Genomic DNA, 24,135 nt, shown 5'->3' with positions numbered 1-24,135 from the left:
TTTCCCGTGGCATTGCTTGAAGTCCGCGACCTGAACGTCGTGTTCGAGCGCAAGGGCGAGCGGCCGTTCACCGCGGTGAACGGCGTGAGTTTCGACGTCGACCCCGGCCAGACGGTCGGGCTGGTCGGTGAGTCCGGCTGTGGCAAGTCGGTCACCTCGCTGGCGATCATGGGCCTGCTGGCCAAGCGCGGCAACACGGTCACCGGCTCGGTGAAGTTCGAAGGAACCGACCTGCTTTCCTTGTCCGACAAGGAAATGGGTGACCGTCGTGGCCGGGACATCGCGATGGTGTTCCAGGACCCGCAGTCCTCGCTGAATCCGGTCATCCCGATCGGGCTGCAGATCACCGAGGTGCTCGAACGCCACCGCGCCATGTCGCGCGCGCAGGCCAAAGGCGAGGCGATCGTGCTGCTGGACAAGGTCGGCATCCCCGACCCGGCCAGGCGGCTTTCCGAGTACCCGCACCAGCTTTCCGGTGGTATGCGCCAGCGTGCGCTGATCGCCATCGCGCTGGCGTGCAAGCCGCGCCTGCTCATCGCGGACGAGCCGACCACCGCGCTCGACGTGACGATCCAGGCGCAGATCCTGGCGCTGCTGCGCGAACTCGTGCAGGACACCGGGACCGCGCTGATCATGATCACGCACGACCTCGGCGTGGTCGCCGGGCTGTGCGACGAGGTCAACGTGCTCTACGGCGGCCGGATCGTCGAGCGGGCCGAGCGGCACGCGTTGTTCGCCGAGCCTCGGCACCCGTACACGCACGGGCTGCTCGCCTCGATCCCGCGGCTCGACGCGGGCCGCGGCGAGAAACTGCTGCCCATCAAGGGATCCGTCGCCGACAACATCCCGTGGGACAACGGCTGCGCGTTCGCGCCGCGGTGCCCGAACGCGCTCGAGGCCTGCCGCAAGGTCTCGCCGGAGCTGACCTCGGACGGCAACGGGATGCTGCGCTGCCACAACCCGGTCGTGCCGGAACTGAAGGTCGGGGAGGGAGTCTGATGACCGAAACCGTTGTGGAGAGCACCGTCGAAACCGACGTGCTGCTGCGGGTCGACGACCTCAAGGTGCACTTCCCGATCAAGCGCGGGATCATCTTCGACAAGACCATCGGGTACGTCTACGCGGTGGACGGCGTCTCGCTCGCCATCCGGCGCGGGGAGACCTATGGCCTGGTCGGCGAGTCGGGCTGTGGCAAGACCACGCTCGGCAGGGCGATCCTGCGGCTGGTCGAGCCGACCGGCGGTGTCGTCGACTTCGACGGCACCGACGTGGCAGGCCTCAAGGGTGAGGAGCTGCGCAAGAGCCGCCGCCGGATGCAGATGATCTTCCAGGACCCACTGTCCAGTTTGGACCCGCGCCAGTCGGTCGAGTCGATCCTGACCGAGGGCATGCGCGCGCACGGGCTCGACAAGGACAAGGAGTCCACGCACGAGCGGCTGCGTGAGCTGCTCGCCGCGGTCGGCCTGCCGGAGTCCGCGCTGCGGAAGTACCCGCACGAGTTCTCCGGCGGTCAGCGTCAGCGCATCGGCATCGCGCGGGCGCTGGCGGTCGAGCCGGACCTGATCGTCGCCGACGAGCCGGTGTCCGCGCTGGACGTGTCGGTGCAGGCGCAGGTGGTCAACCTGCTCGAGGATCTGCAGGAGAAGCTCGGGCTGACCTACGTGGTCATCGCGCACGACCTCGCGGTCGTCCGGCACATCTCCGACCGCATCGGCGTGATGTACCTCGGGTCGCTGGTCGAGGAGGCCACGGCCGACGCGCTGTACGAAGAGCCGCTGCACCCGTACACGCGGGCGCTGCTCTCGGCGATCCCCGTGCCGGACCCCAAGGTCGAGGACGCGCGTGAGCAGATTCTGCTCGCGGGCGACCTGCCGTCGCCTGCCAACCCGCCGAGCGGCTGCCGGTTCCACACCCGGTGCCCGTGGAAGCAGGAGACGCGCTGCTCGACCGAGCGGCCGGAGCTGCGTGAGCTCGCGACCGGTCACCGTGTCGCCTGTCACTTCGCGGAGGAGATCCGCGACGGGCAGATCCAGCGGCACGAGGTCAAGGCCGAGCTGGTGGACGAGGTGGCGATCAATCCCGACGTCGACCTGAGCGGCCCGGCTTCGGTGTCCGAGGTCATTTAGGACTAGGCGGGCCTCATCCTGCGGGGTGAGGCCCGCTTACTTCGCTCACCGGTACCCTGCCTGAGGGGACCAGAACAGACGTGAGGGGACACGCCCGTGCATATCGACCAGTGGCTGAACACGATTCCGGCGCTGTCCGTGTATTTGATCGTCGGCGGCGTCATCATGATCGAGAGTCTCGGCATCCCCTTGCCGGGTGAGATCGTGCTGGTCAGCTCGGCGTTGCTGGCTTCGCAGACCGATCACATCAGCCCGCTGTGGGTGGGGGTGTTCGCCAGTGTCGGCGCGATCGTCGGCGACAGTATCGGCTACACCATCGGCCGCAAGGGCGGTCATCGCCTGTTCGCGTGGGCCGGGCGGAAGTTCCCCAAGCACTTCGGGCCGAAGCACATCGAGAAGGCCAAGGGCATCTTCGAGAAGCGCGGCGTCTGGGCTGTCTTCTTTGGACGTTTTATCGCTTTCCTCCGGATTCTCGCCGGTCCGCTCGCGGGCTCGCTGCACATGCCGTACCGCAAGTTCCTCGCGGCCAACGCGCTCGGCGGCATCGTCTGGGCCGGTGGCACCACGGCGGCGGTCTACTACCTGGGCATCGTCGCGGAGAAGTGGCTCTCCCGGTTCTCCTACTTCGGGCTGGGCGCCGCGGTCATCGCGGGCATCGTCATCTCGATCGTCGTGAAGAAGCGCATGACTCACGTCGAAGAGGACGAAGAGACCGAGACCAAGGAGCCGGCGCCGGTCACCGAGCGCTGAGCCCGTTTCTTCAGCGAACCGAGCAGCACTCCGCCGATCACCACGAGCCCGGCCGCGATCTCCAGCGGGGCCGGGCGTTCGTGCAGCACGAGGAACGACATCGTGATGCCGACCACCGGCACCAGCAGGCTGAACGGCGCGACCACGCCCGCCGCGTTGCGGGTCATCAGCGTCGACCAGATGCCCGAGCCCGCGACGGTGCCGAGCAGCACGACATAGGCCAGCCCGAGCAGGCCGACCACTCCGGTCGACGTGCCGAGCGTGGTCAGCGACTTCCACTGGCCGTCCTCGAAGCCGAACGACAGCGCCAGCATCGGCAGCGGCGGCACGACCGACATCCACAGCGTGAAGTGCAGCGCGTTCGACGGCTTGGCCGCCCGCGTGCTCAGGTTGCCGAAAGCCCAGCTCAGCGCACCGAGCAGAGTGAGGATCACCGGCAGCAGCGCCGCGTGCTCGAACTGCTGCCAGGCGATCACCGCCATGCCGAACACGGCCAGGGAGATCCCGGTCCACTGCCGCGCGCTGACCTTCTCCCGCAGGAAGATCGCGCCGAGCACGACGGTGAACGGCGCTGACGCCTGCAGCACCAGCGACGCGAGGCCGGTCGGCATGCCGATGTCCATCCCGATGAACAGGAACAGGAACTGCAGCGTCCCGAAGCCGATGCCGTAGCCGAGCAGGTGGCGGATCTTCACCTTCGGCCACGGGACGAACAGGATCGTCGGGATCGCGATCACCAGGAACCGCAGCGCGGCCGCGAACAGCGGCGGGAACTGGCCGAGCATGGCGTGGATGGCGAGGAAGTTGCAGCCCCACAAGAAGGCGACGAGCATGGCGAGCAAACGGTCACGGGTGGGCATGTCTCCACTCTGACCGGTGAAACTGTGAAGGACCATCGATATTATCTGCACGAACCTTGAAGCAGTCCTTCACATAGACTCGTCGCCATGGATATCGGCCGGTTGAGGACGCTGCGCGAGTTCGCCGACCGCGGCAGTGTGACGGAAGCCGCACGCGCGCTCCACTGCACGCCATCGGCGGTCTCCCAGCAGTTGCGCGCGCTGCAGAGCGAGGTCGGCCTCCCGCTGACCGAGCCAGCGGGCCGGGGTCTCCGCCTGACCGACGCGGGACGCGCGCTGGTGGCCCGCGCCGACGACGTGCTCGCCGCACTCGACCGCGCCGAGTCCGAATTGGACACTTACCGCAGCGCGCCACGCGGCCGGGTCCGCCTGGCGATCTTCCAGTCCGCGGGGTTGTTGCTACTACCCGGTTTGCTGCACCGCATCGCCGCTTTCGACGGCCTGGACATCGACGTCCGCGACATCGACATGGTCCCGCCGGAGATCCCCAGCCTGGTCGCCGACTACGACATCGTGGTCGCCCACCGCGACGAGCACGCCCAGCCGTTCGTCACCGACCGTCTCGACTCGGTCCACCTGCTCCGCGAGCCACTCGACGTCGCGCTGCCCGCCGGGCATCGGCTGGCCTGCAAGGACCGGGTCGAGCTGGCGGAGCTGGCAGGCGAACGCTGGATCAGCGTGAATTTCGGCTTCCCCGTCGACGACGTGCTCAAGTCGCTGGTCGTGCGTACCGGGGTGCAGCCACAGGTCGTCCAGCGCATCAACGACTTCCGCATCACCGAGGCCTTGGTCGCCGCCGGGCACGGGATCGCGCTGCTGCCTCGGTACACAATGGACATCAGCGAGGACAGCGGGCTGTTGCGCCGCCCGCTCGCCGGCGTCCGCGCGGCCCGTCACGTCGAAGCCGTGTCACGCAAAGGCGCCTCGGCTCGGCCCGCGGTGGCGGCGGTCCTGGACGCCCTGCTCGCCGAGGTCGCTGCAGTCACCGAGGGGTCGTGAGTGTTTAGGCCGGTTAGAACCGGCCGGAACACTCACGACCCCGGATGCTGGTCGCCCGCAGCAGGGGAGCCCATCGCTCAGTCGCGAGCACCAGCGCGAGTGGTGACTCTGCTGCGTTGGATGCAGCAGAGTCACCACTCGCAATCCGGCCCGCGCCCGGGCTTGCAGCGAGGGTGCCCCAGAGTGCTAACTACGCACCCAGGGCGCCCCTCGCTTCAAGCCCGACACCATGCCAACCCTGGTCGAGGAGACCAGCGCGGATTGCGGCGGTCATCGAGGGGTCGTGAGTGTTTAGGCCGGTTAGAACCGGCCGCGCCACTCACGACGCTGTTGCCTCGAAGCCGCGCAGGTGGGTGAGCGCGACCGCGAGCGAGTCCTGGATCGGGGTGAGGTCGCGGCGCAGGTGCCCGAGCAGCAGGCCGCCCTGCAGGCAGGCCATCATGGTCTGGGCGACCCGGCCGGCGTCGGTGTCCGCGCGGACTTCTCCCTTGTCCCGCAAGGAAACGATGCCGTTGGCCAAGTAGGACTCCCACTGCGTGTACGCCTTGTCGAGCAGCTTGGCCATGTGCTCGTCGTCGCCGAGTTCGCCCGCGACGTTGCCCAGTGGACAGGCGAGCGGACCCAGCGGCCCGCGATGGATGTCGAGCACGGTCTCGGCCCAGTGGTCGAAGTCGGCGAAGGTGCGCAGGTCCTTGATGTTCGGCTGGTTAGCCAGTATCCGCTCCAGGAACAGGTCGATCACCGCGTCGACCAGCTGGTCCTTGTTCTTGAAGTAGTGGTACATCTGCGATTTCCCGGCGCCGCAGGCGTTCAGCACCTTGTCGACGCTCGTGGCGGCCACCCCGTTGCGGTACATCAGGTCCGCCGCGGCCTCGACGATCGCGTCGCGGGTGCGGCGGCCCTGCTCGGTGCTGGCTGCTTGCGTGTCCATGTACCGAATAGTACAGTCGGCGATGTTGTACTGAACGGTACAAGAGGAGTTGACGTGCTTTCCGAAGACCTGAGCAACCTCAAGGCCCACTTCAAGACCATCGCCCCGCCCGAGATCTTCGATGTCCTCGAGGCCTCGACGAAGACCGAGGCGGGAGATGGTGTCGCGACGGTCGGCTCGACCCTGCCCGATTTCAAACTCCCGGACGCGACCGGAAAACAGGTGTCGCTCGACGAGCTGCTGCCAGCCGTGCTCGTCTTCTATCGCGGCGCGTGGTGCCCGTACTGCAACCTCGCGCTGCATGCCTATCAGCAGGAAGTGTTGCCGCAGCTGGAAAACGTGCGTTTCGCGGCGATCAGCCCGCAGCCGCCGGACGGCTCGCTCGCCACGAACGACCTGGCGTTCCCGGTGCTGACCGACACCGCCAACACCGTGGCCGGTTCGCTCGGCATCACCTTCCGGCCCGCCGACGACGTCAAGCGGGCGATGTCCTCGATCGGCATCCCCGAGCAGCCGGAACTTCCGCATCCCACGGTCGTGGTCGTCGACCGGGCGCGCACGATCCGGTTCATCGACGTCCACCCCGACTACACGACCCGCACCGACTCCGCGGAGATCCTCGCCGCGGCCGCCCAGCTATGAGCATTGCCTCGAAAAGCTCGTGAGTGTTCCGGCCGGTTAGAACCGGCCGCGCCACTCACGACCCCGGGGCAGTCATAAGCGTTGCTTCTGGCGGCGAGTCCAACAAGCTCTTGGACTTCTGATTCGGGCGCCGCCATAGTCAGGGCATGGCTACTTTCGTTCTCGTTCCCGGCGCCAATCACGGCGGATGGTGCTTCGACCAGCTCACCGAGCAGCTTCGCGAGCGCGGGCATCGGGTACACGCGCTGACGTTGACCGGGATCGGCGAGCGCGCGCATCTGCTGCACGCCGGGGTCAACCTGGAGACGCACATCCAGGACGTGCTCGGCACGCTCGCCGCCGAGCGGATCGAAGACGCGGTGTTGGTCGGCCACAGTTATGGCGGCATGGTGATCAGCGGGGTGGCCGACCGCGCGCCCGAGCGTGTCGATTCGCTCGTCTACCTCGACGCGTTCGTGCCGGAGAACGGTGATTCGTGCTGGTCGCTCACCAATGACGTCCAGCGTGAGTGGTACCTCAGCGTCGGCGAAACCGGCTACGGGGTGCCGCCGCTGCCGTTCTTCGACCCGCGCGCCACACCGCATCCGCTCGCGTCGCTCTTACAGCGGATCAAGCTTTCCGGTGACCTGTCACGGTTCCGGCGCCGTGACTACGTCTACGCGCAGGTGTGGGAGGGCGAGTCGCCGTTCAAGGCGACCTACGAAAAGCTGGTCGACGATCCACAGTGGACCGTGCACTCGCTCGACGCCGGGCACAACCTCATGCGGGACGCGCCGGAGGCCCTCGTCGAACTGCTCGTGAGTGTTGGCACCCCGGGATAAAGCGGGCTTTATCCCGGGGAAAGCACCCGGGATAAAGCCCGCTTTATCCCACGACTCCTTAGCGGTGCGAGCGGTTGACGGCCGAGACGACCGCGCGCAGCGAGGCCGTGACGATCGACGGGTCGACGCCGACGCCCCAGAACACCCGGTCCTGGATGGCGCACTCGATGTACGAGGCCGCCCGCGAGTCGTCACCCGGCGAGAGGGTGTGCTCGCTGTAGTCCAGCAGGCGCAGGTCGAAGCCGACGGTCGACAGCGCGTCGAAGAACGACGCGATCGGGCCGTTGCCGGTGCCGGTGATCTCGTGCTCGTCACCCTCGACGCGGACGGTCGCGGTGATGTCGTACTCGCCGTCGCCGTTGTCGCGCACGTGCTGGCGCACCAGCTCCAGCGGGGTACGAGGCTCCAGGTACTCGGCGTGGAAGGCGTTCCACATGGTGGCCGGGTCGACCTCGCCGCCCAGCGCGTCGGTGTGGCGCTGGATGACCTTCGAGAACTCGATCTGCAGCCTGCGCGGCAGGTCGAGCTGGTGCTCGGCCTTCATGATGTAGGCGACGCCGCCCTTGCCGGACTGCGAGTTGACCCTGATCACGGCCTCGTAGTTGCGGCCGACGTCCTTCGGGTCGATCGGCAGGTACGGGACCTCCCACGGGTATTCGTCGACGGGCACGCCCGCCTTGTCCGCGGCGGCCTTCAGCGCGTCCAGCCCCTTGTTGATCGCGTCCTGGTGCGAGCCGGAGAACGCGGTGAACACCAGGTCACCGCCCCACGGGGAGCGCTCGGCGACCGGCAGCTGGTTGCAGTACTCGACCGTGCGCTTGATCTCGTCCATGTCGGAGAAGTCGATCTGCGGGTCGATGCCCTGGCTGTACAGGTTCATGCCCAGCGCGACCAGGTCGACGTTGCCGGTGCGCTCGCCGTTGCCGAACAGACAGCCCTCGATCCGGTCGGCGCCCGCCTGGTAGCCCAGCTCGGCGGCGGCGATGCCGGTGCCGCGGTCGTTGTGCGGGTGCAGCGACAGGATCACCGAGTCGCGGCGCTCCAGCTGGCCGCTCATCCACTCGATCGAGTCCGCGTAGACGTTCGGCGTGGCCATCTCGACCGTCGCGGGCAGGTTCAGGATGACCGGCCTGGACGGCGTCGGCTGCCAGATCTCGGTGACCGCGTTGCACACTTCCAGCGCGTACGACAGCTCGGTGCCGGTGTAGGACTCCGGCGAGTACTGGAAGCGGAAGTCCGTGTCCGAGTACTTGCCCGCGTACTCGACCACCAGGTCGGCGGCCTGCGTCGCGATCTTCTTGATGCCCTCGCGCTCCTCGCGGAACACCACGCGGCGCTGCAGGATCGAGGTCGAGTTGTAGATGTGGACGATCGCCGACGGCGCGCCCTCCAGCGACTGGAACGTCCGCTCGATCAGCTCGGGACGGCACTGGGTCAGCACCTGGATCCGCACGTCCTCGGGGATCGCGCCCTCTTCGATGATCTCGCGCACGAAGTCGAAGTCGGTCTGCGACGCGGCAGGGAAGCCGACCTCGATCTCCTTGTAGCCCATGCGTACGAGCAGCTCGAAGAACTTGCGCTTACGGGCGGGCGACATCGGGTCGATCAGTGCCTGGTTGCCGTCACGCAGGTCGACCGCACACCACAGCGGCGCGCGGTCGATGCGCTTGGCGGGCCAGGTGCGCTCGGGCAGGTCGATGTCCTCGACCAGCTCGAACCACGGGCGGTAGCGGTGCACCGGCATCGAGGTGCCGCGCTGGGCGTTCCAGGCTGGCTGGTCGGCGGGCGCGGGACGCGAAGGCTTACGGATGCGCGAGGACGAGATACGGGGTTCGGACGTGGTCATGCTGCGAAGATCTCCTGCCGGGGTATGGATGAACGACCGGCGACACCACAAAGCCCCGCGACAGGGAGCCGGTCAGATCAGGCCCCATCGCGGCAGCGAAGCAGGAGAGCGCGTGCCACAAGGCCCACTCTAACCACGAGTGACGCCCGAAGGGAAGCCGAGTCGTTACACCAGGGTGTTACCTGTCAGTAGCGTCAACGCGGTCACCGTGCGAAACTCCGGGCATGGCTGAGCACGCGGAGAGTGAGTCCCGGGCCGGAGTGGACTGGCGGCGCGGCCGCGAGCGCGCGGCGGGCGTGCTCGCCGGCCTGGTCCGCTGGGCGGGCCTGGTCTTCGCGCTGTTCCTGGCCATCCACGTGGTGTTCGTGATCGGCGAGGCGAACCCGGACAACGGCATCGTGTCCTTCGTCCGCGGCGGCGCCGACGCCTTCTCGCTCGGCTTCCGCGACCTCTTCCTCCCAGCCGACCTCAAGCTCCGCGTGCTCGTCAACTACGGCCTCGCCGCCGTCTTCTGGCTCGTGGTTTCGTCGATCGTGGCGAAAGTCATTCGCCGTGTCGGTGGCGTGTCCGCTTAGAAGATCGGGTTTCCCGGCGAGGAAAACGCGAAATCCGACAGCGGAATACGGACGCGTGGCGCAATTTCCCGTTCGATAAGCCGTTCCGCTTCAAGAATTTCCGGCGCGGCTTGTTTTCCGGCCGCGATCGCCACTCGGGGCATGAGCCCGTCGGGCAGCTCGAAGTCGCGGATCACCGCGTACGGGTCGAAGCCGCCCATCTGGTGCGCGACCAGTCCTTCGCGGACCGCCTGCAGCACCAGGTTCTGGCTCGCGAGGCCGAGCCCGTAGTCCGCGTGCGGAATCTCACCCTTCTCGTTGTGCGTCACGACCAGGCCGATCAGCAGCACACCGGCCCGATGGGCCCAGATCTTGTTGCCGTCGGCGAGTGAGCCGTAAATATTCTTGAACGTCTCGTCGCCACGCCTGCCGACCAGGTAGCGGGCGGGCTGGGTGTTGCCGGACGACGGTGCCCAGCGCGCCGCCTCCAGCATGGCGCGCAGCTGCTCGTCGGAAACGTCAGCCGTCTCGTCGAAGGCGCGGGGGCTCCACCGCCTGGCGATTTCCTCGGTGACCGGAACGCTTGTCTCTGCGGGCTTTTCCATGCCCCAGATACTCGCAAGAAGTGGTCGGCGACACATATCAGGGTGGTGGTAAACGCCCGGACCGGTAGGCTCCTGTGCAAATGAGGGACGCGGGGGGCTTCTCGATGCCCTGAGGAGCCCGGCCCGGCCCCGGCTAGGAGGTTCGGGCGTGGCGCTCGTGGTCCAGAAGTACGGCGGTTCGTCGCTGGAAAGTGCCGACCGGATCAAACGGGTTGCCGAACGCATCGTCGCCACCAAGAAGGCGGGCAACGACGTGGTCGTCGTCTGCTCCGCCATGGGTGACACCACCGACGAGCTGCTCGATCTCGCGCAGCAGGTCAACCCGGTGCCGCCGGAGCGCGAGATGGACATGCTGCTCACCGCGGGTGAGCGCATCTCCAACGCGCTGGTCGCGATGGCCATTTCGGCGTACGGCGCCCAAGCCTGGTCGTTCACCGGCTCGCAGGCGGGCGTGGTGACGACCTCGGCGCACGGCAACGCGCGCATCATCGACGTGACCCCCGGCCGGGTCACCCAGGCGCTGGAGCAGGGTTACATCGCGCTGGTCGCCGGGTTCCAGGGTGTTTCGCAGGACACCAAGGACATCACCACGCTCGGGCGGGGCGGTTCGGACACCACCGCCGTCGCGCTGGCGGCGGCGCTGGGCGCCGACGCGTGCGAGATCTATTCCGATGTGGACGGTGTTTACACCGCCGATCCCCGGGTGGTGCCCAACGCGCGCAAGCTCGAAACCGTTGCCTACGAAGAGATGCTCGAACTGGCGGCGAGCGGTTCGAAGATCCTGCACCTGCGTTCCGTCGAGTACGGCCGCCGCTACGGTGTGCCGATCGTGGTCCGTTCGTCCTACAGCGACAAGCCGGGCACGACCGTGTTCGGTTCGATTGAGGAGATCCCCGTGGAACAAGCGCTGATCACCGGCGTCGCGCACGACAGGTCCGAAGCGAAGATCACCGTGACCGGAGTGCCGGACCACGCGGGCGCCGCCGCGCGCATCTTCCGCTCGATCGCGAACGCCGAGATCGACATCGACATGGTGCTGCAGAACGTGTCCAGCACCGTCTCCGGCCGCACGGACATCACGTTCACGCTGTCGAAGGCCAACGGCCCCAAGGCCGTCAAGGAGCTCGAGTCGATGAAGGCCGAGATCGGCTTCGAGTCGGTGCTCTACGACGACCACGTCGGCAAGGTCTCGCTGGTCGGCGCGGGCATGCGCTCGCACCCCGGTGTGACGGCGACGTTCTGTGAGGCGCTGGCGCAGTCCGGCGTGAACATCGAGATCATCAACACCTCGGAGATCCGCATCTCGGTGCTGATCAGGGAAGCGCAGCTCGACGACGCGGTGCGCGCCATCCACGAGGCTTTCCAACTGGGCGGCGACGAAGAGGCCGTCGTATACGCAGGGAGTGGACGGTAATGGCACCAGTTCTGGCGCTCGTCGGCGCGACCGGAGCCGTGGGCACGGTCATGATCGACATCATCAACGGCAGGGAAACCGTGCCGTGGGGCGAAATCCGCCTCATCGCGTCGGCGCGCTCGGCCGGTAAGAAGATCACCGTGCGCGGCGAAGAGCTGACGGTCGTCGCCCTTTCGCCGGAGGCGTTCGACGGCGTCGACATCGCGATGTTCGACGTGCCGGACGAGATCTCCGCCGAGTGGGCCCCGATCGCGGCCTCCCGCGGTGCCGTGGCCGTCGACAACTCGGGCGCGTTCCGCATGGACGACGAGGTGCCGCTGGTGGTGCCCGAGGTCAACGCCGACAAGGTGACCTCGCGTCCCAAGGGCATCATCGCCAACCCGAACTGCACCACGCTGTCGATGATGGCGGCGCTCGGCGCGCTGCACCGCGAGTTCGAGCTCAAGGAACTCGTCGTCGCCTCGTACCAAGCGGTTTCGGGCGCTGGCAAGGAAGGCGTCGACAGGCTGTACGCCGAACTCGAGGCCGTCGCGGGCAAGGGCCTCGGTGTCCGGGCCGGAGACGTGCGCGAGGCGCTGGAGGCGGCCGGGCTGCCGATCGCGGACTCGCCGTTCCCGGCGGCGCTGGCGTTCAACGTGGTCCCGTCGGCCGGGTCGTACAAGGGCGACGGCTGGTACTCCGAGGAACTCAAGGTACGCAACGAATCCCGCAAGATCCTGGGCATCCCGGACCTGAAGGTCTCGGCCACCTGCGTCCGCGTCCCGGTGGTCACCACGCACTCGCTGGCCGTGCACGCGACCTTCGCGCGTGAGGTCACCGTCGAGGCCGCGCACAAGGTTTTCGAGGCCCAGCCGACGGTCGTGCTGGTCGACGACCCGGAGAACGGCGTCTTCCCGACGCCCGCCGATGTCGTCGGCGGCGACCCGACCTACGTCGGCCGCGTGCGCCAGGCGCTGGACTTCCCGAACACGCTGGACTTCTTCGTGTGCGGCGACAACCTGCGCAAGGGCGCGGCGCTGAACACCTACGAGATCGCGGAGCAGCTCGCCCCCGAGTTCTCCTAGTCGACACGCGATAAAGCCCGCTTTATCCCCGGGATAAAGCGGGCTTTATCCCGTTCTCAGCGCTTCTTGGCGGCCAGGCAGACGGTCGCGCGCTGGTAGCAGAAGTAGCCGACGGGGTCGCTGTGGTAGTTCCACGGCTCGCCGCCCGCGTAGGCGCCGAGCCGCTGGAACAGCGGGATCGCCTCGGCGTCGCGCTTGGTGCGCATCAGGCCGGTGATCGCCCAGCCGAGGTCGTCGTGCACGTAGTGGTTGTCCGCGCCGTCCGCCGACAGCCAGGCCAGGTGCGTTTCCAAGCCCTGACGCGCCCACGGTTCCTGCCAGACGCGCTGGTTCGCGTCTTCCCATTCGTAGGCGGCGCGGATGATCAGACCGCTCAGCGTGGGTGACTTGGCCGCGCCCGACCGCGCGAACGCGACCATCTCCTCGTGCGAGCCCTGCCATTTCGCGCACCAGTACTGCAACGCCGAGTCGTGGCCGCGGCGGTGCAGCGGCGCGCGCTCCATCAGGCCCTGCCAGCGGCGGTCGAAGTCCTCGTGGTCGACACTCAGGCCGCGGCCGAGCGTGATCAGGGTCGACCACGGCGTCGGGTCGGCGGGCACCAGTTCGGTCGCCTGCCACGCCGCGGCTTCGGCCTTGTTCAGCGTGCGCTCGAAGCCGGCGAACTGGGCCGCCGACGTCTCGGACGCCCATTTGCCGCCGCGGATCTGCCAGGCGAGGTAGACGAGCGCCTCGGCGTCGACGACCGCCGCGTGCGGGTTGCCTGGCTCGGCGCGCTGCCAGGACTTGAGCCAGGTGTCGTCATCGGCGGCGATGGCGGCCAGCCGGGAGACCACCTTGCCCCGGGTCTCCCAATCACCCCAGGTCGCGTTCACCAGCATCGCGGCCTGCTGCCACTCGCCGCGCTTGGCCGCGTCGGCCGCGTTCTTGAGCGCCGGGTCGGTGTGGATCTCCTTGACGACCTGGTCGTCGGGGACCAGGCCGTACTTGGTGACATCGGCGTCGGGGTACTGGCCGGTGAGCCGCATCAGCTCGAACGGGCCGACCAGGTCGGCGAGCTCGTCGATCTCGACGCCGCGTTTCTTGGCCTCCCGCATCATGGCGAGGATCGCGCGGCGCTCCTTGGGCTTGAAGATCATCGAGAAGACCACGGCTGACTCCGTTCAGGCAGGGGGCGGGTGTCAAGATCGACTTTCGCGGATGTGAGCAGCCGGCGCAGCTCGAGGGTGTTCCCGTCGACGGCCGTGTCGAGCGCTTCGCCGAACTCGCTCGCGTACGGCTCGTCGACCACCAGCTCGCCTGGCGAGGACCAGGAGAGGTCCCAGCGCGCGAGCCCGGCGTCGGCCAGCGCGATCTGGATCACTGAGGACAGTCCGTCCCGGACGGCCAGTTTCGCGAACTCCCGCTGGGCGCGCGGGCCCGCGCCGGGGTCCGGCTTGGCGTCGGTGACGACCAGCTCGAGGATCAGCCCGGCGTCGAGCGCGTCGAGCAGCGTCCGGTACGTGCTGACCCGCCGCATCGCCCGGCCCGCCGCGTCCAGAGTGGACAGAGCCTCGGGGATCGCGTCCGCGCGGCAGCTCAGGTTCACCAGCGTCGGCCAGTCGACCCGGCGCTTCTCGCGGGCTTCTGGGACCAGGCTGGTCAGCAGCGCCTCGTCGAGCACCGCCGCGGACTCACGCAGCAACGCCGTCGCCGGGCCGCGGCCGAAGACCATGATCGGCTCGTCCGGCAGGGCCTCGATCGCCGCGACGCGGACCGTGACCGGCGGGTGCGAGTCGTACGGGCCCGCCTGGTCCGGCGGGTTGCGACGGATCTTCTCGAGCTGGTCGTCGACCGAATCGCGTAGTTCGGCGAACCCGCCGAACACCTCGGACGGCAGGTAGCCCGCCTTCCAGCCGACCACCGCGTACCGCGCCATGAACAGGTCCCAGGCCGCGTCGATCGCGTACGACTCACGCAGCGCGCTGGTCGCGGCCTCGTTGCCCGCCGCTCGGGCGCTCAGCCGGTCCGCCGCCAGCTCCTGGCGGCGGCAAACCGCGCTGGACACGCGGAAGTACAGCTTGGCGTAGAGCGTGAACAGCTTGCCGATCAGCTTCTGGAACCAGTCGCTGTGATCCAAAGTGGACAGCACGCCGACCACCGCGCGCTTGCCGCCGTACGTGACGCCCGCGAGCCGGGTGTCGTTGTGGCTGTAGTGCGCGAGTTCGTGCGTGAGCACCGAGGCGAGCTGGTCCTCGCGCAGCCCGGCGAGCAGCGGCGCGCCGATGAACATCCGGCGCTTCAGCACACGCAGGCCGAGCCAGCGGGTCTGCTCGGCGACCGCCGCGTTGACCTCACCGGTGAGGTAGATCTCGTCGGGCGGGCGGGTGCCGGCGATCACGGCGAGCCTGCGGACGAGCGCCCACAGCTCCGGTTGCGCCGCCTCGGTGAGCAGCACGCCTTCGACCTCGTCGCCGGTGCGCTTCACGACCGAGAGCAGGCCCTTGAGCAACGCGTAGGTGGCCGGGACGGTGATGATCCCCAGCTTGATCGCCACGAAGATCGAGTGCTGGAGCGCGAACACCTCGAACGCGACCAGCCCGCCGACGAGCGCGAGCACCAGTGCCGGGAAACCGGCCAGCAACGCGACGGCCGTCGCCGCGCGCACAGAGAACTTCACGAGTTGTTCCTCCCCAGAAACGCGCCGGTCAGGGCGCCGGGGAAAGTGTCGCACGGCCGTATGGGAATCCGAAATCGGTTGTTCGGCCACACCGGGGCCGTGCATCCTCAGTGGACACATTCCCTGACGAAAGGCCAGTCATGTACACCGCAGTAGAAGGCGCCCGCGTGCCGATCCGGATGTGGGCGGACCCGCAGTCGGTCGAGGACCAGGCGATGCGCCAGCTGCGGAACGTGGCGAACCTGCCCTGGGTCCACGGCGTCGCGGTCATGCCGGACGTGCACTACGGCAAGGGCGCGACCGTCGGCAGCGTGATCGCGATGCGCGACGCCGTCTCGCCGGCCGCCGTCGGCGTCGACATCGGGTGCGGGATGAGCGCGGTGCGCACCTCGCTGACCGCGTCGGACCTCCCGGACGACCTTTCGTTGCTGCGCAAGCGGATCGAGCGGGCCGTGCCGGTCGGCTTCGGGCTGCACAAGACGCCCGTGAACCCGGCCAGGGTGCACGGCGTCGGCGGCTGGGACACGTTCTGGAAGTCGTTCGCCGACCTGCACACCGGCGTCCAGGACCTGCACGACCGGGCCGCGCGCCAGCTCGGGAGCCTCGGTGGCGGTAACCACTTCATCGAGGTCTGCCTCGAGCAGGGCGGTCTCGACGCCGGTCGCGTGTGGCTGATGCTGCACTCGGGTTCGCGCAACATCGGCAAGGAGCTCGCCGAGCGCCACATGGCGGTCGCCCGCAAGCTCCCGCACAACGCCGACCTGCCGGACCCCGACCTCGCGGTCTTCGTCGCGGACACGCCCGAGATGGCGGCGTACCGGCGTGACCTGTTCTGGGCGCAGGACTACGCGGCCCGCAACCGCGCGACCATGGTCGCGCTGGTCAAGCAGGCCGTGGCCGACGTGATCCCGCACGTCCGCTACGAGGACGCGATCTCGTGCCACCACAACTACGTGGCGGAGGAGCGCTACGACGGCGTCGACCTGCTGGTGACCCGCAAGGGCGCGATCCGCGCGGGTTCGGGTGACCTCGGGATCATCCCGGGCAGCATGGGCACCGGGTCGTACATCGTCCGCGGGCTCGGCAACGAGTCCTCGTTCCAGTCGGCGTCGCACGGCGCCGGCCGCCGGATGTCGCGTAACCGGGCCAAGAAGCTCTACACGGCCGACGACCTCGCGGCGCAGACCGCGGGCGTCGAGTGCCGCAAGGACTCGGGCGTGGTCGACGAGATCCCGGCCGCGTACAAGGACATCGAGTCGGTCATCAAGGCGCAGACCGACCTGGTCAAGGTGGTCGCCCACATCAAGCAGGTCGTCTGCGTGAAGGGCTGAAGCGCTCGTGAGTGCTATGGCCGGTTAGAACCGGTCAAAGCACTCACGACCCCGGCACACGGCGTGGCCAAGAGGAGCCCACGTTTCGCCAGGTCAGGGGTCGTGAGCGTTGCGGGCGGTTCTAACCGCCCGCAACGCTCACGACCCCCGCGCAGCACCATACGAAAGCCCCGTTTGTCACGGTGAGCGTGACGAACGGGGCTTTCGTGCGATGCCTGGCGAGGCGGGGGCATGGGTCGTGAGTGGTATGGCCGGTTAGAACCGGTCAAAGCACTCACGAGTACTTTGGTTTTATGAAGAGGTGGGGATTCCTGCTCGCGACCGCGTTCCTGGCCGGCGGGTGCGCCGAGGTCAACTCGGCGGTCGACCAGGCCAACAGCACCGCGGACAAGGTCTCGGCCTGCTCAGAGGCGCTCGGCCTCGCGGACCTCAATCCGCTGGTCGACGCGGAGAAGATCAAGGCGCGTGCCGCCGACAAGGAACGCAGGCTGCGTGAGCTCGCGGCCAACGTCAGCGATCAGGACGTGAAGAAGTCGCTGCTCACCATGGCCGACTCCTACGTCGAGGTGCAGAAGGAACGCTTCGAGGACCTCGGCGTCGTCGGCCGCTGGGCCAAGCGCAACGCCGAGCGGCTCGACAGCCTCCGCCAGGCCTGCACCTAAACCCTCCGCCTCGGCCTGCCCTCCGCGGCACGTGACAAGGGGCCCCCTTGCAACGCTCTGGGTGACAAGGGTCGCCCTTGTCACCTGCGCGGCCCTGGGGAGTAGCTCAACGCTCACGATGCCAGCACGGGCTCCGGCTTGAGCGAACGCTCGAAAGCCTTCCCGAAGCCCGCGAGCACCAACGCCCGTGCGCCCGCGGCGAAGAAGCCCCACGCCGCGGAGCTGTGGTCGATCGCGAACCCGATCGCGGGCCCGCCGAGCGACAGGCCGAGCCTGGTCGCGGCGTCCTGGATGCCCATCGCCTCGCCGCGCACCTGCGGCGGGGCGAGCTTGCTGACCGTCTCGGTGGTCGCCGCGAGCGTCGGCGCGCACATCAGGTTCATCGGGATCAGCGCCAGCGCGAGCAGCCACCACGGCTGGATGAACAACCCGACCGGCAACGTCAGCGCCGCGAGCAGGAACACCAGCCAGCCCTGGGAGAGCGACTTGTGCACCGCGCCGTGCACGATCCCGCCGATGAGGGAGGCCACGCACATCGCGATGATCACCATGCCGGTCCATTCGACGTTGCCGGTGTCGCGCAGTGCCGCGATGGCCGCGACCTCGGTGCCGATCAGCACGAACAGCGCGCCGACCGCGATCAGCAGCGTCGAGATGAACTTGCCGCGCAGCCAGCTGCGCATCGGCGGGCGGCCGCCCTCGTCTGACGCGGTCTCGTCCTCGCCGCGGATCGGCGGGTTCATCAGGTAGAGCAGCAGTGACGAGATGCCGAAGGACACGCCGATCGCGGTCAGCATCAGCGTCGACGAGTACTGGGTGACCACGAAGACCGCGGCGGCCGGGCCGAACATGAACGAGATCTCGACCGAGATCGTGTCCAGTGAGAACGCGGTGCGCCGCTTGGTCTCCGGCACCAGCGCCGCGAGCACCTGCCGCGCGATCGACCCTGCCGGCACGGTCAGTATGCCGCCGGGGAGCGCGACGATCACCAGCGCCGGGAACGTCAGATAGGGCGAGACCAGCCAGAACGCGGTGGTGCTGAGCCCGCAGATCACGGTCACCAGCCGCAGCCCGTAGTGGTCGATCAACCTGCCGAGCACCGGCGCCGCGACGGCGTTCCCGAGCGTGATGGCAGCGCCGACCAGCCCGGCCGCGCCGTAGCCCTTACCCAGGTCACCGACCACGTGCAGCGTCATGGTGATGCCCATGGCCGTCATCGGGAGGCGCGCGAAGAAGAACAGCAGCATCGAGCTGCGAACCCCGGGCACGGCGAGCACGCGGCGGTACGGGGTCAGAGGCACATCTCGATCACAGCAAAACCTGGTACGCGCGTGCAACTAATTTTCCGGCTTGGCGGGAGAGATTTTGACAGCTACTCTCATTTGAGAGTTGCTATCGAAAGGGGGCGACTATGACTTCGCCATATCCCCGCCGCTGGTGGGCCTTGGGCGCGCTCAGCGTCGTTTTGATCGTGATCGGCCTCGACCTCACCGTGCTCAGCGTCGCCCTGCCGACGCTCGCGACCGATCTCCACGCCTCGACCACACAGCTGCAGTGGTTCTCGAACGCCTACACGCTCGTGCTCGCCGCGCTGCTGCTCCCGGCGGGCCTGCTCGGTGACCGGCTCGGCCAGAAACGCCTGCTCATGGGCGCGCTCGCGGTGTTCGGCGGCGCGTCCGTGTGGTGCGCCTTCGCGGCTTCACCCGGCCAGCTGATCGCCGCCCGCGCCGCGCTGGGGGTCGGCGCGGCCTTCCTGATCCCGCTGTCGATGTCGCTGGTCACGGTGCTGTTCCCGCCGCAAGAGCGGCCCAAGGCGTTGACCATCTGGGTGATGGCCAACTCGCTGGGCATCCCGCTCGGCCCGGTGCTCGGCGGCTGGCTGCTGGACAACTTCGCCTGGGGCTCGGTGTTCCTCATCAACGTGCCGCTGGTGCTGATCGGGCTGGTCTCGGTGGTCTTCCTGATCCCGTCGCTGCGCGGCTCGGGCGCCGGGCAGATCGACCTGGCCGGCATCGCGCTGTCGAGCGCCGGGCTGGTCGCGGTGACCTACGGGTTCGTGCGGATCGGCGAGACGAGCTGGTCGGACGGGCTGTCCTGGCTCGCGGTCGCGGCGGGCGCGCTCCTGCTGGCGGCGTTCGGGTTCTGGCAGGGGCGGGTCCGCGCGCCGCTGGTCGACGTCGCGCTGTTCCGGTCCCGCGAGTTCACCTGGGGCGCGCTGCTGGCGACGGTCTCGTCCTTCGCGATGATGGGCCTGATCTTCGTGCTGCCGCAGCTGTTCCAGGCGGTCGAGGGCGCGGGCGCGCTGGTCACCGGCCTGCGGCTGCTGCCGATCATCGGCGGCCTGCTGGTCGGCGCGAAGGTCGCCGAGCGGCTGGTCGCGCAGGCGGGTCCGCGCGGCATCGTCATCGTCGGCTTCGTGCTGATGACCGGCGGTTTCGTGCTCGGCGCGACCACGTCGGCCGCCGACGGCTACGGCTTCGTGGCGGCTTGGGAAACGCTGATCGGACTGAGCCTCGGCTTCACCATGCCGACGGTCACGGCCATGGCGATGAACGCGATGAGCGACGCCCGCGCGGGCTCCGGCTCGGCGATGATCCAGGCGTTGCGCCAGGTCGGCGGCACCATCGGCGTCGCGGTGCTCGGCACCGTGCTCAACTCCGGCTACCGCGACGCCGTCGACGTCACCGGCTTGCCGGGACCGGTCGCCGAGGCCGTGCGCGGGAGCGCGTCGGGCGCGGCCGCCGTCGCGCAGCAGCTGAACTCGCCGGATCTGCTGGCTTCCGCACGCGACGCCTTCGTGTCCGGGATGGACGCGACGCTGTGGACTTCCGCGGGTTTCGGCGCGCTGGGGATCCTGCTGTCGGTGGTGTTCCTGCCGCGCGAGGTGAAGGAGACGGCAGAATCGGGTCATGACCTCGTCGCGCTCTGAGCAGCCTGTGGGCCTACGCGAACGGAAGAAGGCCAAGACGCGCGCCGCGATCCAGCGGCACGCGTTGCGGCTCTTCCGCGAGCAGGGATACGCGGCGACCACCGTCGACCAGATCGCCGAGGCGGCGGAGATCTCGCAGAGCACCTTCTTCCGCTACTTCCCGACCAAAGAGGACACCGTGCTCTACGACGGCCTCGACCCGGTGCTCATGCGCGTGTTCGCCGAGCAGCCGCCGGAGCTGTCGCCGACCGCGGCGATCCGGAGCACGATGCGGCAGGTGTTCGACAGCCTCGCAGGCGAGGACTGGCAGGTCGAGCAGGACCGGCAGCGGCTCACCTTCGAGGTCCCCGAGCTGCGCGCCCGCGCGATGTCGCAGTTCGCCGACGGGATCACCATGCTCGCCGAGGGCGCCGCGGCCAGGCTCGGGCGCTCGCCGGACGACTTCGAGGTACGCAACTGGGCGGGCGCGATCATCGGCGTCATCCTGGCCGCGATGATGGACCGCCAAGACGACGGTTACGTGCGGCTCGAAGAGGCGTTAAGCCATCTCGAAGCAGGTCTGCCGCTGTAAGTAACCTGGAGTACTCCCACCACGAGGTAAGCGGGCCCGCCATATGTCGACATATGGCGGGCCGCGCTGCGTCTGGTGGGAATGAAGATGTTTCATGCGACTGGTGGTGCGTCGGTGGGGGACCCCCACCCGTCTGGAGCAGTCTCGACACGCCGTCCTGCGGAGTGACGCGGCCGAAACCTGGCTCATTGCATTCGTAAGAGTGAGCGGATTTGCCCTAAAGCGTGACGCGGTGACGGAGCGCGTTTTTTGACCTCGATCAAGTTGATCTTCCGAGGTAAGGGCAAGATCAACTTGTTAATCAATTGAGGTCAATCCCTCCAGCTTCGAATCCGGCACGTAAGGGTTAGAAAGCGTCCCCAATCGGTGATCGGCTGGTGATTCTCCGACACGGCGAGTACGCATTACCCCGTTGGGTCCATGAGGCCAGGAGGTTAGGAATGAAAGGCAAATTTGCCCGAACGATTGCGGTCATCGCGACCGGCAGTCTGCTGGCGGTGGCCTCGGGCGGGATGGCTGTCGCAAGCCCGGTCGGTGGCCACGGGTCGTCGACCACCGAGGCGGCTTTCGCTCAGGTTCTGAAGCAACGGGACGATCTCACGAAGATCGCCTACGCCGGAGACGTCGCAGGCACGAAGAGTCAGCTCAAGAAGCTCACTCCGCTGCTGGCCGACCTCGCCGCGGGTAAGAAGTACGCGATCCAGGTGGAGTCACAGGACCTCGCGGTCGACGCGAAGGCCCGCTCCGTCGAGGTCAGCCGGGTGCTGACGACGCCGGGCGCGACGCCGCGCCAGCTGCCGCCGCTGCCGGACGTCGGCGCGCTGATCCCTGACCTGCCGCCGCCGCTGAGCGTGGTCAGTGACCTGCTCAAGACGCTGCTGAACGCGCTGACGGGCTTGCTGTCGAGCCTGCTCAAGGCGCTCCCGATTCCGCTCCCGCTGCCTGCGCTGCCCCTGCCGGGCGTGCCGACGCCGGCGCTTCCGGTTCCGCTGCCCACGCCGTAGCGGAACCCGAATCGGGGGAGCCCGAGGCCGGTGCGGAAAGGAGCCGCACCGGCCTCGGGTTTTCTCATGCTATTCCTTGCTCAGGCCGAGCCTGAGCGCGCCCGCCGCTTCGGAAACCGCCTCGCGGAATCGCGTGCCGACGCCGAGGAAATTGACGTAACCGTGAATGAGATCGTCCTGACGGCTCAATGCGACGGAAACGCCGGCGTCTTGAAGCTTTTTCGCATAAGCCTCACCCTCGTCGCGCAGCGGGTCGAATCCGGCGGTCGCGATATAAGCGGGCGGTAATCCGGAAACGTCGTCGGCGAGCAGCGGGGAAGCGAGCGGATCGGTCTCGTCGGCCTGGTAGTGGCCGCTGAACCAGTCCATGCTCTCGTCGGTGAGGAAGAAGCCGATCCCGAAGATCTCCCGCGACCGCCGCCGTGTCGAGAAGTCCGTGGCCGGGTAGAACAGCAGCTGGAACTTCGGCGCCGGGCCACCGCGCCGCGTGGTCACCTGCGAGACGACCGCCGCGAGATTGCCGCCCGCGCTGTCGCCGCCGACCGCGATCCTCGCCGGATCCGCGCCGAGCTCACTCGCCTTGGCGTGCGCGTAGTCGAACGCGGCGACACAGTCTTCCGGCGCGGCGGGCCACGGATGGTCCGGCGCGAGCCGGTATTCGACCGACAGCACCCGCACGCCCGCGTGCTTCGCCAGGAACCGCGTGGTGTTGTCATGGCTGTCGCGGTCGCCGATCACCCAGCCGCCGCCGTGGAAGTAGACGAGCAGGCCGGACGGTTCCGCCAGCCCGGCAGGCGTGTACAGCGTGGCCGGGATGTCGCCGCCGGGCCCGGGGATCTTCAGCTCGCGCGTCGACATCGGACCGATCGGCTTGCCGCTGACCAGGTGCCTGGCCGCGGCGAGGTTCGTCCTGGACTCCCCGACGTCGCCGTTGGACAGCTCGGCTCCGCTCAATTGCTGAAGCCGAAGCAGCAATTGAGCGTCGAGTGCGAGCTCCTGGCCGTCCAGCCGGACCGGTTTGCCCGCGATGAGCCTGCGCAGCGGCTTCGGCAGGCCGTAGATGACCTGCGACAACGCGGCTTGGACCCGGATCTGCACTGGAATGGCCATCCCTGGAGGTTACTTGTGAGTAGGTATCGGCGCCAGGTGTGACACAGGACTCCGTCCCAAACCCTGGTCCTCCAGTTAAGTGGAGGGGTTAGCCTCGAAGGCGTGAGTTCTACAGCGGCGGTCAAGGTGCTCGGTATCGGTGGTTCGCTTCGCGACGGTTCGCAGTCGGAGCGGGCCCTACAGATCGCGCTCGCCGGTGCCGAAGAGGCTGGCGCCCGGACGAGCCTCATCACCGGCCCGGAACTCGTGCTGCCGTTCTACGACTCGGCCATCCCCGAGCGCACCGAGAACGCCGAGCGGCTGATCGAGGCCGTGCGTGGCGCCGACGGCATCATCGTCGTCTCGCCCGGCTACCACGGCGCGCTGTCCGGCTTGGTCAAGAACGCGCTGGACTACATCGAAGACCTGCGTGACGACCAGCGCCCGTATCTCGACGGCCGCGCGGTCGGGCTCGCCGCGGTCGCGTTCGGCTGGCAGGCCGCGGTGACCACGCTCGAGCAGCTCCGCACGATCACGCACGCGCTGCGCGGCTGGCCGACCCCGCTCGGCGGCTCGGTCAACACGGCCGAGGTCAAGTTCGACGAAGCGGGCGGCGCGTCGGAGGAGAAGGTCGTGCGGACGCTGCGGCTGATCGGCCGTCAGGTGACCGAGTTCGCTCAGCGGAACGTGCGCGACTAAGTCACCGCGTATTCCGTCAAGTGACGCCTGCCATGTGGTGGTAATGCTTCACGTGTCCGTGATGTTGTTACCGGCGTGACGCTCAATGGGGCGTGTCTGACATGGAGGTAGGCAAGAAATGACGCAGGCGATCTACACCGCGGTGGCGACGGCGACCGGCGAAGGACGCAACGGCGAGGTGACGTCGTCCGACGGCGTCATCGACGAGTCGCTGGCGATCCCCAAGGAGATGGGCGGCCCCGGCGGGGACAAGACGAACCCCGAGCAGCTCTTCGCCGCCGGTTACTCGGCCTGTTTCCTGAGCGCGGTCCAGATGGTCGCCCGCGTCGGCAAGGTCAAGATCGAGCAGACCTCGGTCACCGCCGAGGTCGGCGTGTTCAAGCAGGGCGAGGGCTTCGGTCTCGGTGTCGACCTCAAGGTCAACCTGCCCGGCCTGGAGCAGGCCGCCGCCGACCAGCTGGTCGAGCAGGCGCACAAGGTCTGCCCGTACTCGAACGCGACCCGCGGCAACATCGAGGTCAACCTCACCGTCACCGTCTGAGTTCTTTCCTTCGCGAGGCCACTCCGCCGGCACGGGCGGGG

24 protein-coding genes are annotated in these 24,135 nt (G+C 68.2%); 16 read left to right on the top strand and 8 right to left on the bottom strand.

Annotated elements, in window-relative coordinates:
- The first annotated feature begins 6 nt into the window (after nt 1-6).
- From BLV57_RS10020 to BLV57_RS10010, 3 genes are all read left to right on the top strand, one after another.
- Nucleotides 7-999: an ABC transporter ATP-binding protein gene (locus BLV57_RS10020; RefSeq protein ID WP_091288363.1), complete on the top strand. Its 993-nt coding sequence runs from the start codon at nt 7-9 to the stop codon at nt 997-999.
- Nucleotides 999-2,126: an ABC transporter ATP-binding protein gene (locus BLV57_RS10015; RefSeq protein WP_091288362.1), complete on the top strand. Its 1,128-nt coding sequence runs from the start codon at nt 999-1,001 to the stop codon at nt 2,124-2,126. The genes BLV57_RS10020 and BLV57_RS10015 overlap by 1 nt, the downstream gene beginning before the upstream one ends.
- A 96-nt stretch (nt 2,127-2,222) precedes the next feature.
- A complete protein-coding gene (locus BLV57_RS10010) occupies nt 2,223-2,876 on the top strand; it encodes a DedA family protein (protein ID WP_091288361.1) in 654 nt (217 codons plus the stop codon).
- Here the strand turns inward: BLV57_RS10010 and BLV57_RS10005 are convergent.
- The gene (locus tag BLV57_RS10005; RefSeq protein WP_091288360.1) at nt 2,816-3,736 is read right to left on the bottom strand and encodes an EamA family transporter; all 921 of its coding nucleotides are present in this window, start codon (nt 3,734-3,736) and stop codon (nt 2,816-2,818) included. The genes BLV57_RS10010 and BLV57_RS10005 overlap by 61 nt on opposite strands.
- 87 nt (nt 3,737-3,823) lie before the next feature.
- On the opposite strand from BLV57_RS10005, the gene BLV57_RS10000 reads away from it, so the two are divergent.
- Nucleotides 3,824-4,735, top strand: coding sequence for a LysR family transcriptional regulator (locus BLV57_RS10000; RefSeq protein WP_091288359.1), 912 nt, complete (start codon nt 3,824-3,826; stop codon nt 4,733-4,735).
- Between the two features lie 319 nt (nt 4,736-5,054).
- Here the strand turns inward: BLV57_RS10000 and BLV57_RS09995 are convergent, their stop codons facing one another.
- Nucleotides 5,055-5,666 (bottom strand): TetR/AcrR family transcriptional regulator, encoded by a 612-nt coding sequence (locus tag BLV57_RS09995; protein WP_091288358.1) that lies wholly within the window; start codon nt 5,664-5,666, stop codon nt 5,055-5,057.
- Between the two features lie 54 nt (nt 5,667-5,720).
- Between BLV57_RS09995 and BLV57_RS09990 the strand changes: the two genes are divergently transcribed.
- A complete protein-coding gene (locus tag BLV57_RS09990; protein ID WP_091288357.1) occupies nt 5,721-6,308 on the top strand; it encodes a peroxiredoxin-like family protein in 588 nt (195 codons plus the stop codon).
- Nucleotides 6,309-6,454: 146 nt separating this feature from the next.
- Entirely contained in the window at nt 6,455-7,129 is a 675-nt protein-coding gene (locus tag BLV57_RS09985; protein ID WP_091288356.1) for an alpha/beta fold hydrolase, read from the top strand.
- Nucleotides 7,130-7,187: 58 nt separating this feature from the next.
- Here BLV57_RS09985 and leuA read toward each other — a convergent pair whose 3' ends face one another.
- Nucleotides 7,188-8,975 carry a 2-isopropylmalate synthase gene (gene leuA / locus BLV57_RS09980; protein ID WP_176968560.1) on the bottom strand — a complete coding sequence of 596 codons (1,788 nt, stop codon included), beginning with the start codon at nt 8,973-8,975 and terminating at the stop codon, nt 7,188-7,190.
- A 224-nt stretch (nt 8,976-9,199) separates the two neighbouring features.
- Between leuA and BLV57_RS09975 the strand changes: the two genes are divergently transcribed.
- Nucleotides 9,200-9,550 carry a hypothetical protein gene (locus tag BLV57_RS09975; RefSeq protein ID WP_091288355.1) on the top strand — a complete coding sequence of 117 codons (351 nt, stop codon included), beginning with the start codon at nt 9,200-9,202 and terminating at the stop codon, nt 9,548-9,550.
- On the opposite strand, the gene BLV57_RS09970 is transcribed toward BLV57_RS09975, so the two are convergent.
- Nucleotides 9,547-10,134 carry a nitroreductase family protein gene (locus tag BLV57_RS09970; RefSeq protein WP_091288354.1) on the bottom strand — a complete coding sequence of 196 codons (588 nt, stop codon included), beginning with the start codon at nt 10,132-10,134 and terminating at the stop codon, nt 9,547-9,549. The two genes, BLV57_RS09975 and BLV57_RS09970, sit on opposite strands and share 4 nt — an antisense overlap.
- A gap of 148 nt (nt 10,135-10,282) precedes the next feature.
- Here BLV57_RS09970 and BLV57_RS09965 point away from each other — a divergent pair, with 148 nt between their 5' ends.
- Nucleotides 10,283-11,548, top strand: coding sequence for an aspartate kinase (locus BLV57_RS09965; RefSeq protein ID WP_091288353.1), 1,266 nt, complete (start codon nt 10,283-10,285; stop codon nt 11,546-11,548).
- Nucleotides 11,548-12,612, top strand: a complete 1,065-nt coding sequence (locus BLV57_RS09960; protein ID WP_091288352.1) for an aspartate-semialdehyde dehydrogenase — start codon at nt 11,548-11,550, stop codon at nt 12,610-12,612. Before BLV57_RS09965 ends, BLV57_RS09960 begins: the two co-directional genes overlap by 1 nt.
- Nucleotides 12,613-12,668: 56 nt before the next feature.
- Here BLV57_RS09960 and BLV57_RS09955 read toward each other — a convergent pair whose 3' ends face one another.
- Nucleotides 12,669-13,760, bottom strand: a complete 1,092-nt coding sequence (locus tag BLV57_RS09955; protein ID WP_091288351.1) for a DUF4034 domain-containing protein — start codon at nt 13,758-13,760, stop codon at nt 12,669-12,671.
- Complete coding sequence (locus tag BLV57_RS09950) at nt 13,745-15,268, bottom strand: M48 family metallopeptidase (RefSeq protein WP_091288350.1); 1,524 nt, start codon at nt 15,266-15,268, stop codon at nt 13,745-13,747. Before BLV57_RS09950 ends, BLV57_RS09955 begins: the two co-directional genes overlap by 16 nt.
- A gap of 140 nt (nt 15,269-15,408) precedes the next feature.
- Here BLV57_RS09950 and BLV57_RS09945 point away from each other — a divergent pair, with 140 nt between their 5' ends.
- Both BLV57_RS09945 and BLV57_RS09940 read left to right on the top strand, forming a co-directional pair.
- Entirely contained in the window at nt 15,409-16,599 is a 1,191-nt protein-coding gene (locus BLV57_RS09945; protein ID WP_091288349.1) for an RtcB family protein, read from the top strand.
- A gap of 293 nt (nt 16,600-16,892) precedes the next feature.
- Nucleotides 16,893-17,261 (top strand): hypothetical protein, encoded by a 369-nt coding sequence (locus tag BLV57_RS09940; protein WP_091288348.1) that lies wholly within the window; start codon nt 16,893-16,895, stop codon nt 17,259-17,261.
- A gap of 113 nt (nt 17,262-17,374) precedes the next feature.
- Here BLV57_RS09940 and BLV57_RS09935 read toward each other — a convergent pair whose 3' ends face one another.
- Nucleotides 17,375-18,562, bottom strand: coding sequence for an MFS transporter (locus BLV57_RS09935; RefSeq protein ID WP_091288347.1), 1,188 nt, complete (start codon nt 18,560-18,562; stop codon nt 17,375-17,377).
- Between the two features lie 110 nt (nt 18,563-18,672).
- Here BLV57_RS09935 and BLV57_RS09930 point away from each other — a divergent pair, with 110 nt between their 5' ends.
- The 3 genes from BLV57_RS09930 to BLV57_RS09920 all read left to right on the top strand — a co-directional run bounded on the left by BLV57_RS09930 (nt 18,673) and on the right by BLV57_RS09920 (nt 21,765).
- Entirely contained in the window at nt 18,673-20,190 is a 1,518-nt protein-coding gene (locus BLV57_RS09930) for an MFS transporter (protein WP_091288346.1), read from the top strand.
- Entirely contained in the window at nt 20,171-20,761 is a 591-nt protein-coding gene (locus tag BLV57_RS09925; RefSeq protein ID WP_091288345.1) for an acyl-CoA-like ligand-binding transcription factor, read from the top strand. Before BLV57_RS09930 ends, BLV57_RS09925 begins: the two co-directional genes overlap by 20 nt.
- Before the next feature lie 440 nt (nt 20,762-21,201).
- Entirely contained in the window at nt 21,202-21,765 is a 564-nt protein-coding gene (locus BLV57_RS09920) for a hypothetical protein (protein ID WP_091288344.1), read from the top strand.
- A gap of 69 nt (nt 21,766-21,834) precedes the next feature.
- On the opposite strand, the gene BLV57_RS09915 is transcribed toward BLV57_RS09920, so the two are convergent.
- Nucleotides 21,835-22,875 carry an alpha/beta hydrolase gene (locus BLV57_RS09915; RefSeq protein ID WP_091288343.1) on the bottom strand — a complete coding sequence of 347 codons (1,041 nt, stop codon included), beginning with the start codon at nt 22,873-22,875 and terminating at the stop codon, nt 21,835-21,837.
- A 102-nt stretch (nt 22,876-22,977) separates the two neighbouring features.
- Between BLV57_RS09915 and BLV57_RS09910 the strand changes: the two genes are divergently transcribed.
- Both BLV57_RS09910 and BLV57_RS09905 read left to right on the top strand, forming a co-directional pair.
- Nucleotides 22,978-23,553, top strand: a complete 576-nt coding sequence (locus tag BLV57_RS09910) for an NADPH-dependent FMN reductase (RefSeq protein ID WP_176968559.1) — start codon at nt 22,978-22,980, stop codon at nt 23,551-23,553.
- A 118-nt stretch (nt 23,554-23,671) separates the two neighbouring features.
- Complete coding sequence (locus BLV57_RS09905; RefSeq protein ID WP_091288341.1) at nt 23,672-24,094, top strand: organic hydroperoxide resistance protein; 423 nt, start codon at nt 23,672-23,674, stop codon at nt 24,092-24,094.
- Nucleotides 24,095-24,135 lie beyond the last annotated feature (41 nt).

The organism is Amycolatopsis xylanica (assembly GCF_900107045.1).
GTDB lineage: Bacteria > Actinomycetota > Actinomycetes > Mycobacteriales > Pseudonocardiaceae > Amycolatopsis > Amycolatopsis xylanica.
This window is presented reverse-complemented; position numbering and strand designations above follow the sequence as displayed.

Excerpts from the sequence above, each read along its gene's own strand:
- BLV57_RS10015 (WP_091288362.1), top strand. The coding sequence starts at position 999 with ATGACCGAAACCGTTGTGGAGAGCACCGTCGAAACCGACGTGCTGCTG.
- BLV57_RS10005 (WP_091288360.1), bottom strand. The coding sequence starts at position 3,736 with ATGCCCACCCGTGACCGTTTGCTCGCCATGCTCGTCGCCTTCTTGTGG.
- BLV57_RS10000 (WP_091288359.1), top strand. The coding sequence starts at position 3,824 with ATGGATATCGGCCGGTTGAGGACGCTGCGCGAGTTCGCCGACCGCGGC.
- BLV57_RS09995 (WP_091288358.1), bottom strand. The coding sequence starts at position 5,666 with ATGGACACGCAAGCAGCCAGCACCGAGCAGGGCCGCCGCACCCGCGAC.
- BLV57_RS09985 (WP_091288356.1), top strand. The coding sequence starts at position 6,455 with ATGGCTACTTTCGTTCTCGTTCCCGGCGCCAATCACGGCGGATGGTGC.
- leuA (WP_176968560.1), bottom strand. The coding sequence starts at position 8,975 with ATGACCACGTCCGAACCCCGTATCTCGTCCTCGCGCATCCGTAAGCCT.
- BLV57_RS09975 (WP_091288355.1), top strand. The coding sequence starts at position 9,200 with ATGGCTGAGCACGCGGAGAGTGAGTCCCGGGCCGGAGTGGACTGGCGG.
- BLV57_RS09970 (WP_091288354.1), bottom strand. The coding sequence starts at position 10,134 with ATGGAAAAGCCCGCAGAGACAAGCGTTCCGGTCACCGAGGAAATCGCC.
- BLV57_RS09960 (WP_091288352.1), top strand. The coding sequence starts at position 11,548 with ATGGCACCAGTTCTGGCGCTCGTCGGCGCGACCGGAGCCGTGGGCACG.
- BLV57_RS09945 (WP_091288349.1), top strand. The coding sequence starts at position 15,409 with ATGTACACCGCAGTAGAAGGCGCCCGCGTGCCGATCCGGATGTGGGCG.
- BLV57_RS09940 (WP_091288348.1), top strand. The coding sequence starts at position 16,893 with ATGAAGAGGTGGGGATTCCTGCTCGCGACCGCGTTCCTGGCCGGCGGG.
- BLV57_RS09930 (WP_091288346.1), top strand. The coding sequence starts at position 18,673 with ATGACTTCGCCATATCCCCGCCGCTGGTGGGCCTTGGGCGCGCTCAGC.
- BLV57_RS09925 (WP_091288345.1), top strand. The coding sequence starts at position 20,171 with ATGACCTCGTCGCGCTCTGAGCAGCCTGTGGGCCTACGCGAACGGAAG.
- BLV57_RS09920 (WP_091288344.1), top strand. The coding sequence starts at position 21,202 with ATGAAAGGCAAATTTGCCCGAACGATTGCGGTCATCGCGACCGGCAGT.
- BLV57_RS09915 (WP_091288343.1), bottom strand. The coding sequence starts at position 22,875 with ATGGCCATTCCAGTGCAGATCCGGGTCCAAGCCGCGTTGTCGCAGGTC.
- BLV57_RS09905 (WP_091288341.1), top strand. The coding sequence starts at position 23,672 with ATGACGCAGGCGATCTACACCGCGGTGGCGACGGCGACCGGCGAAGGA.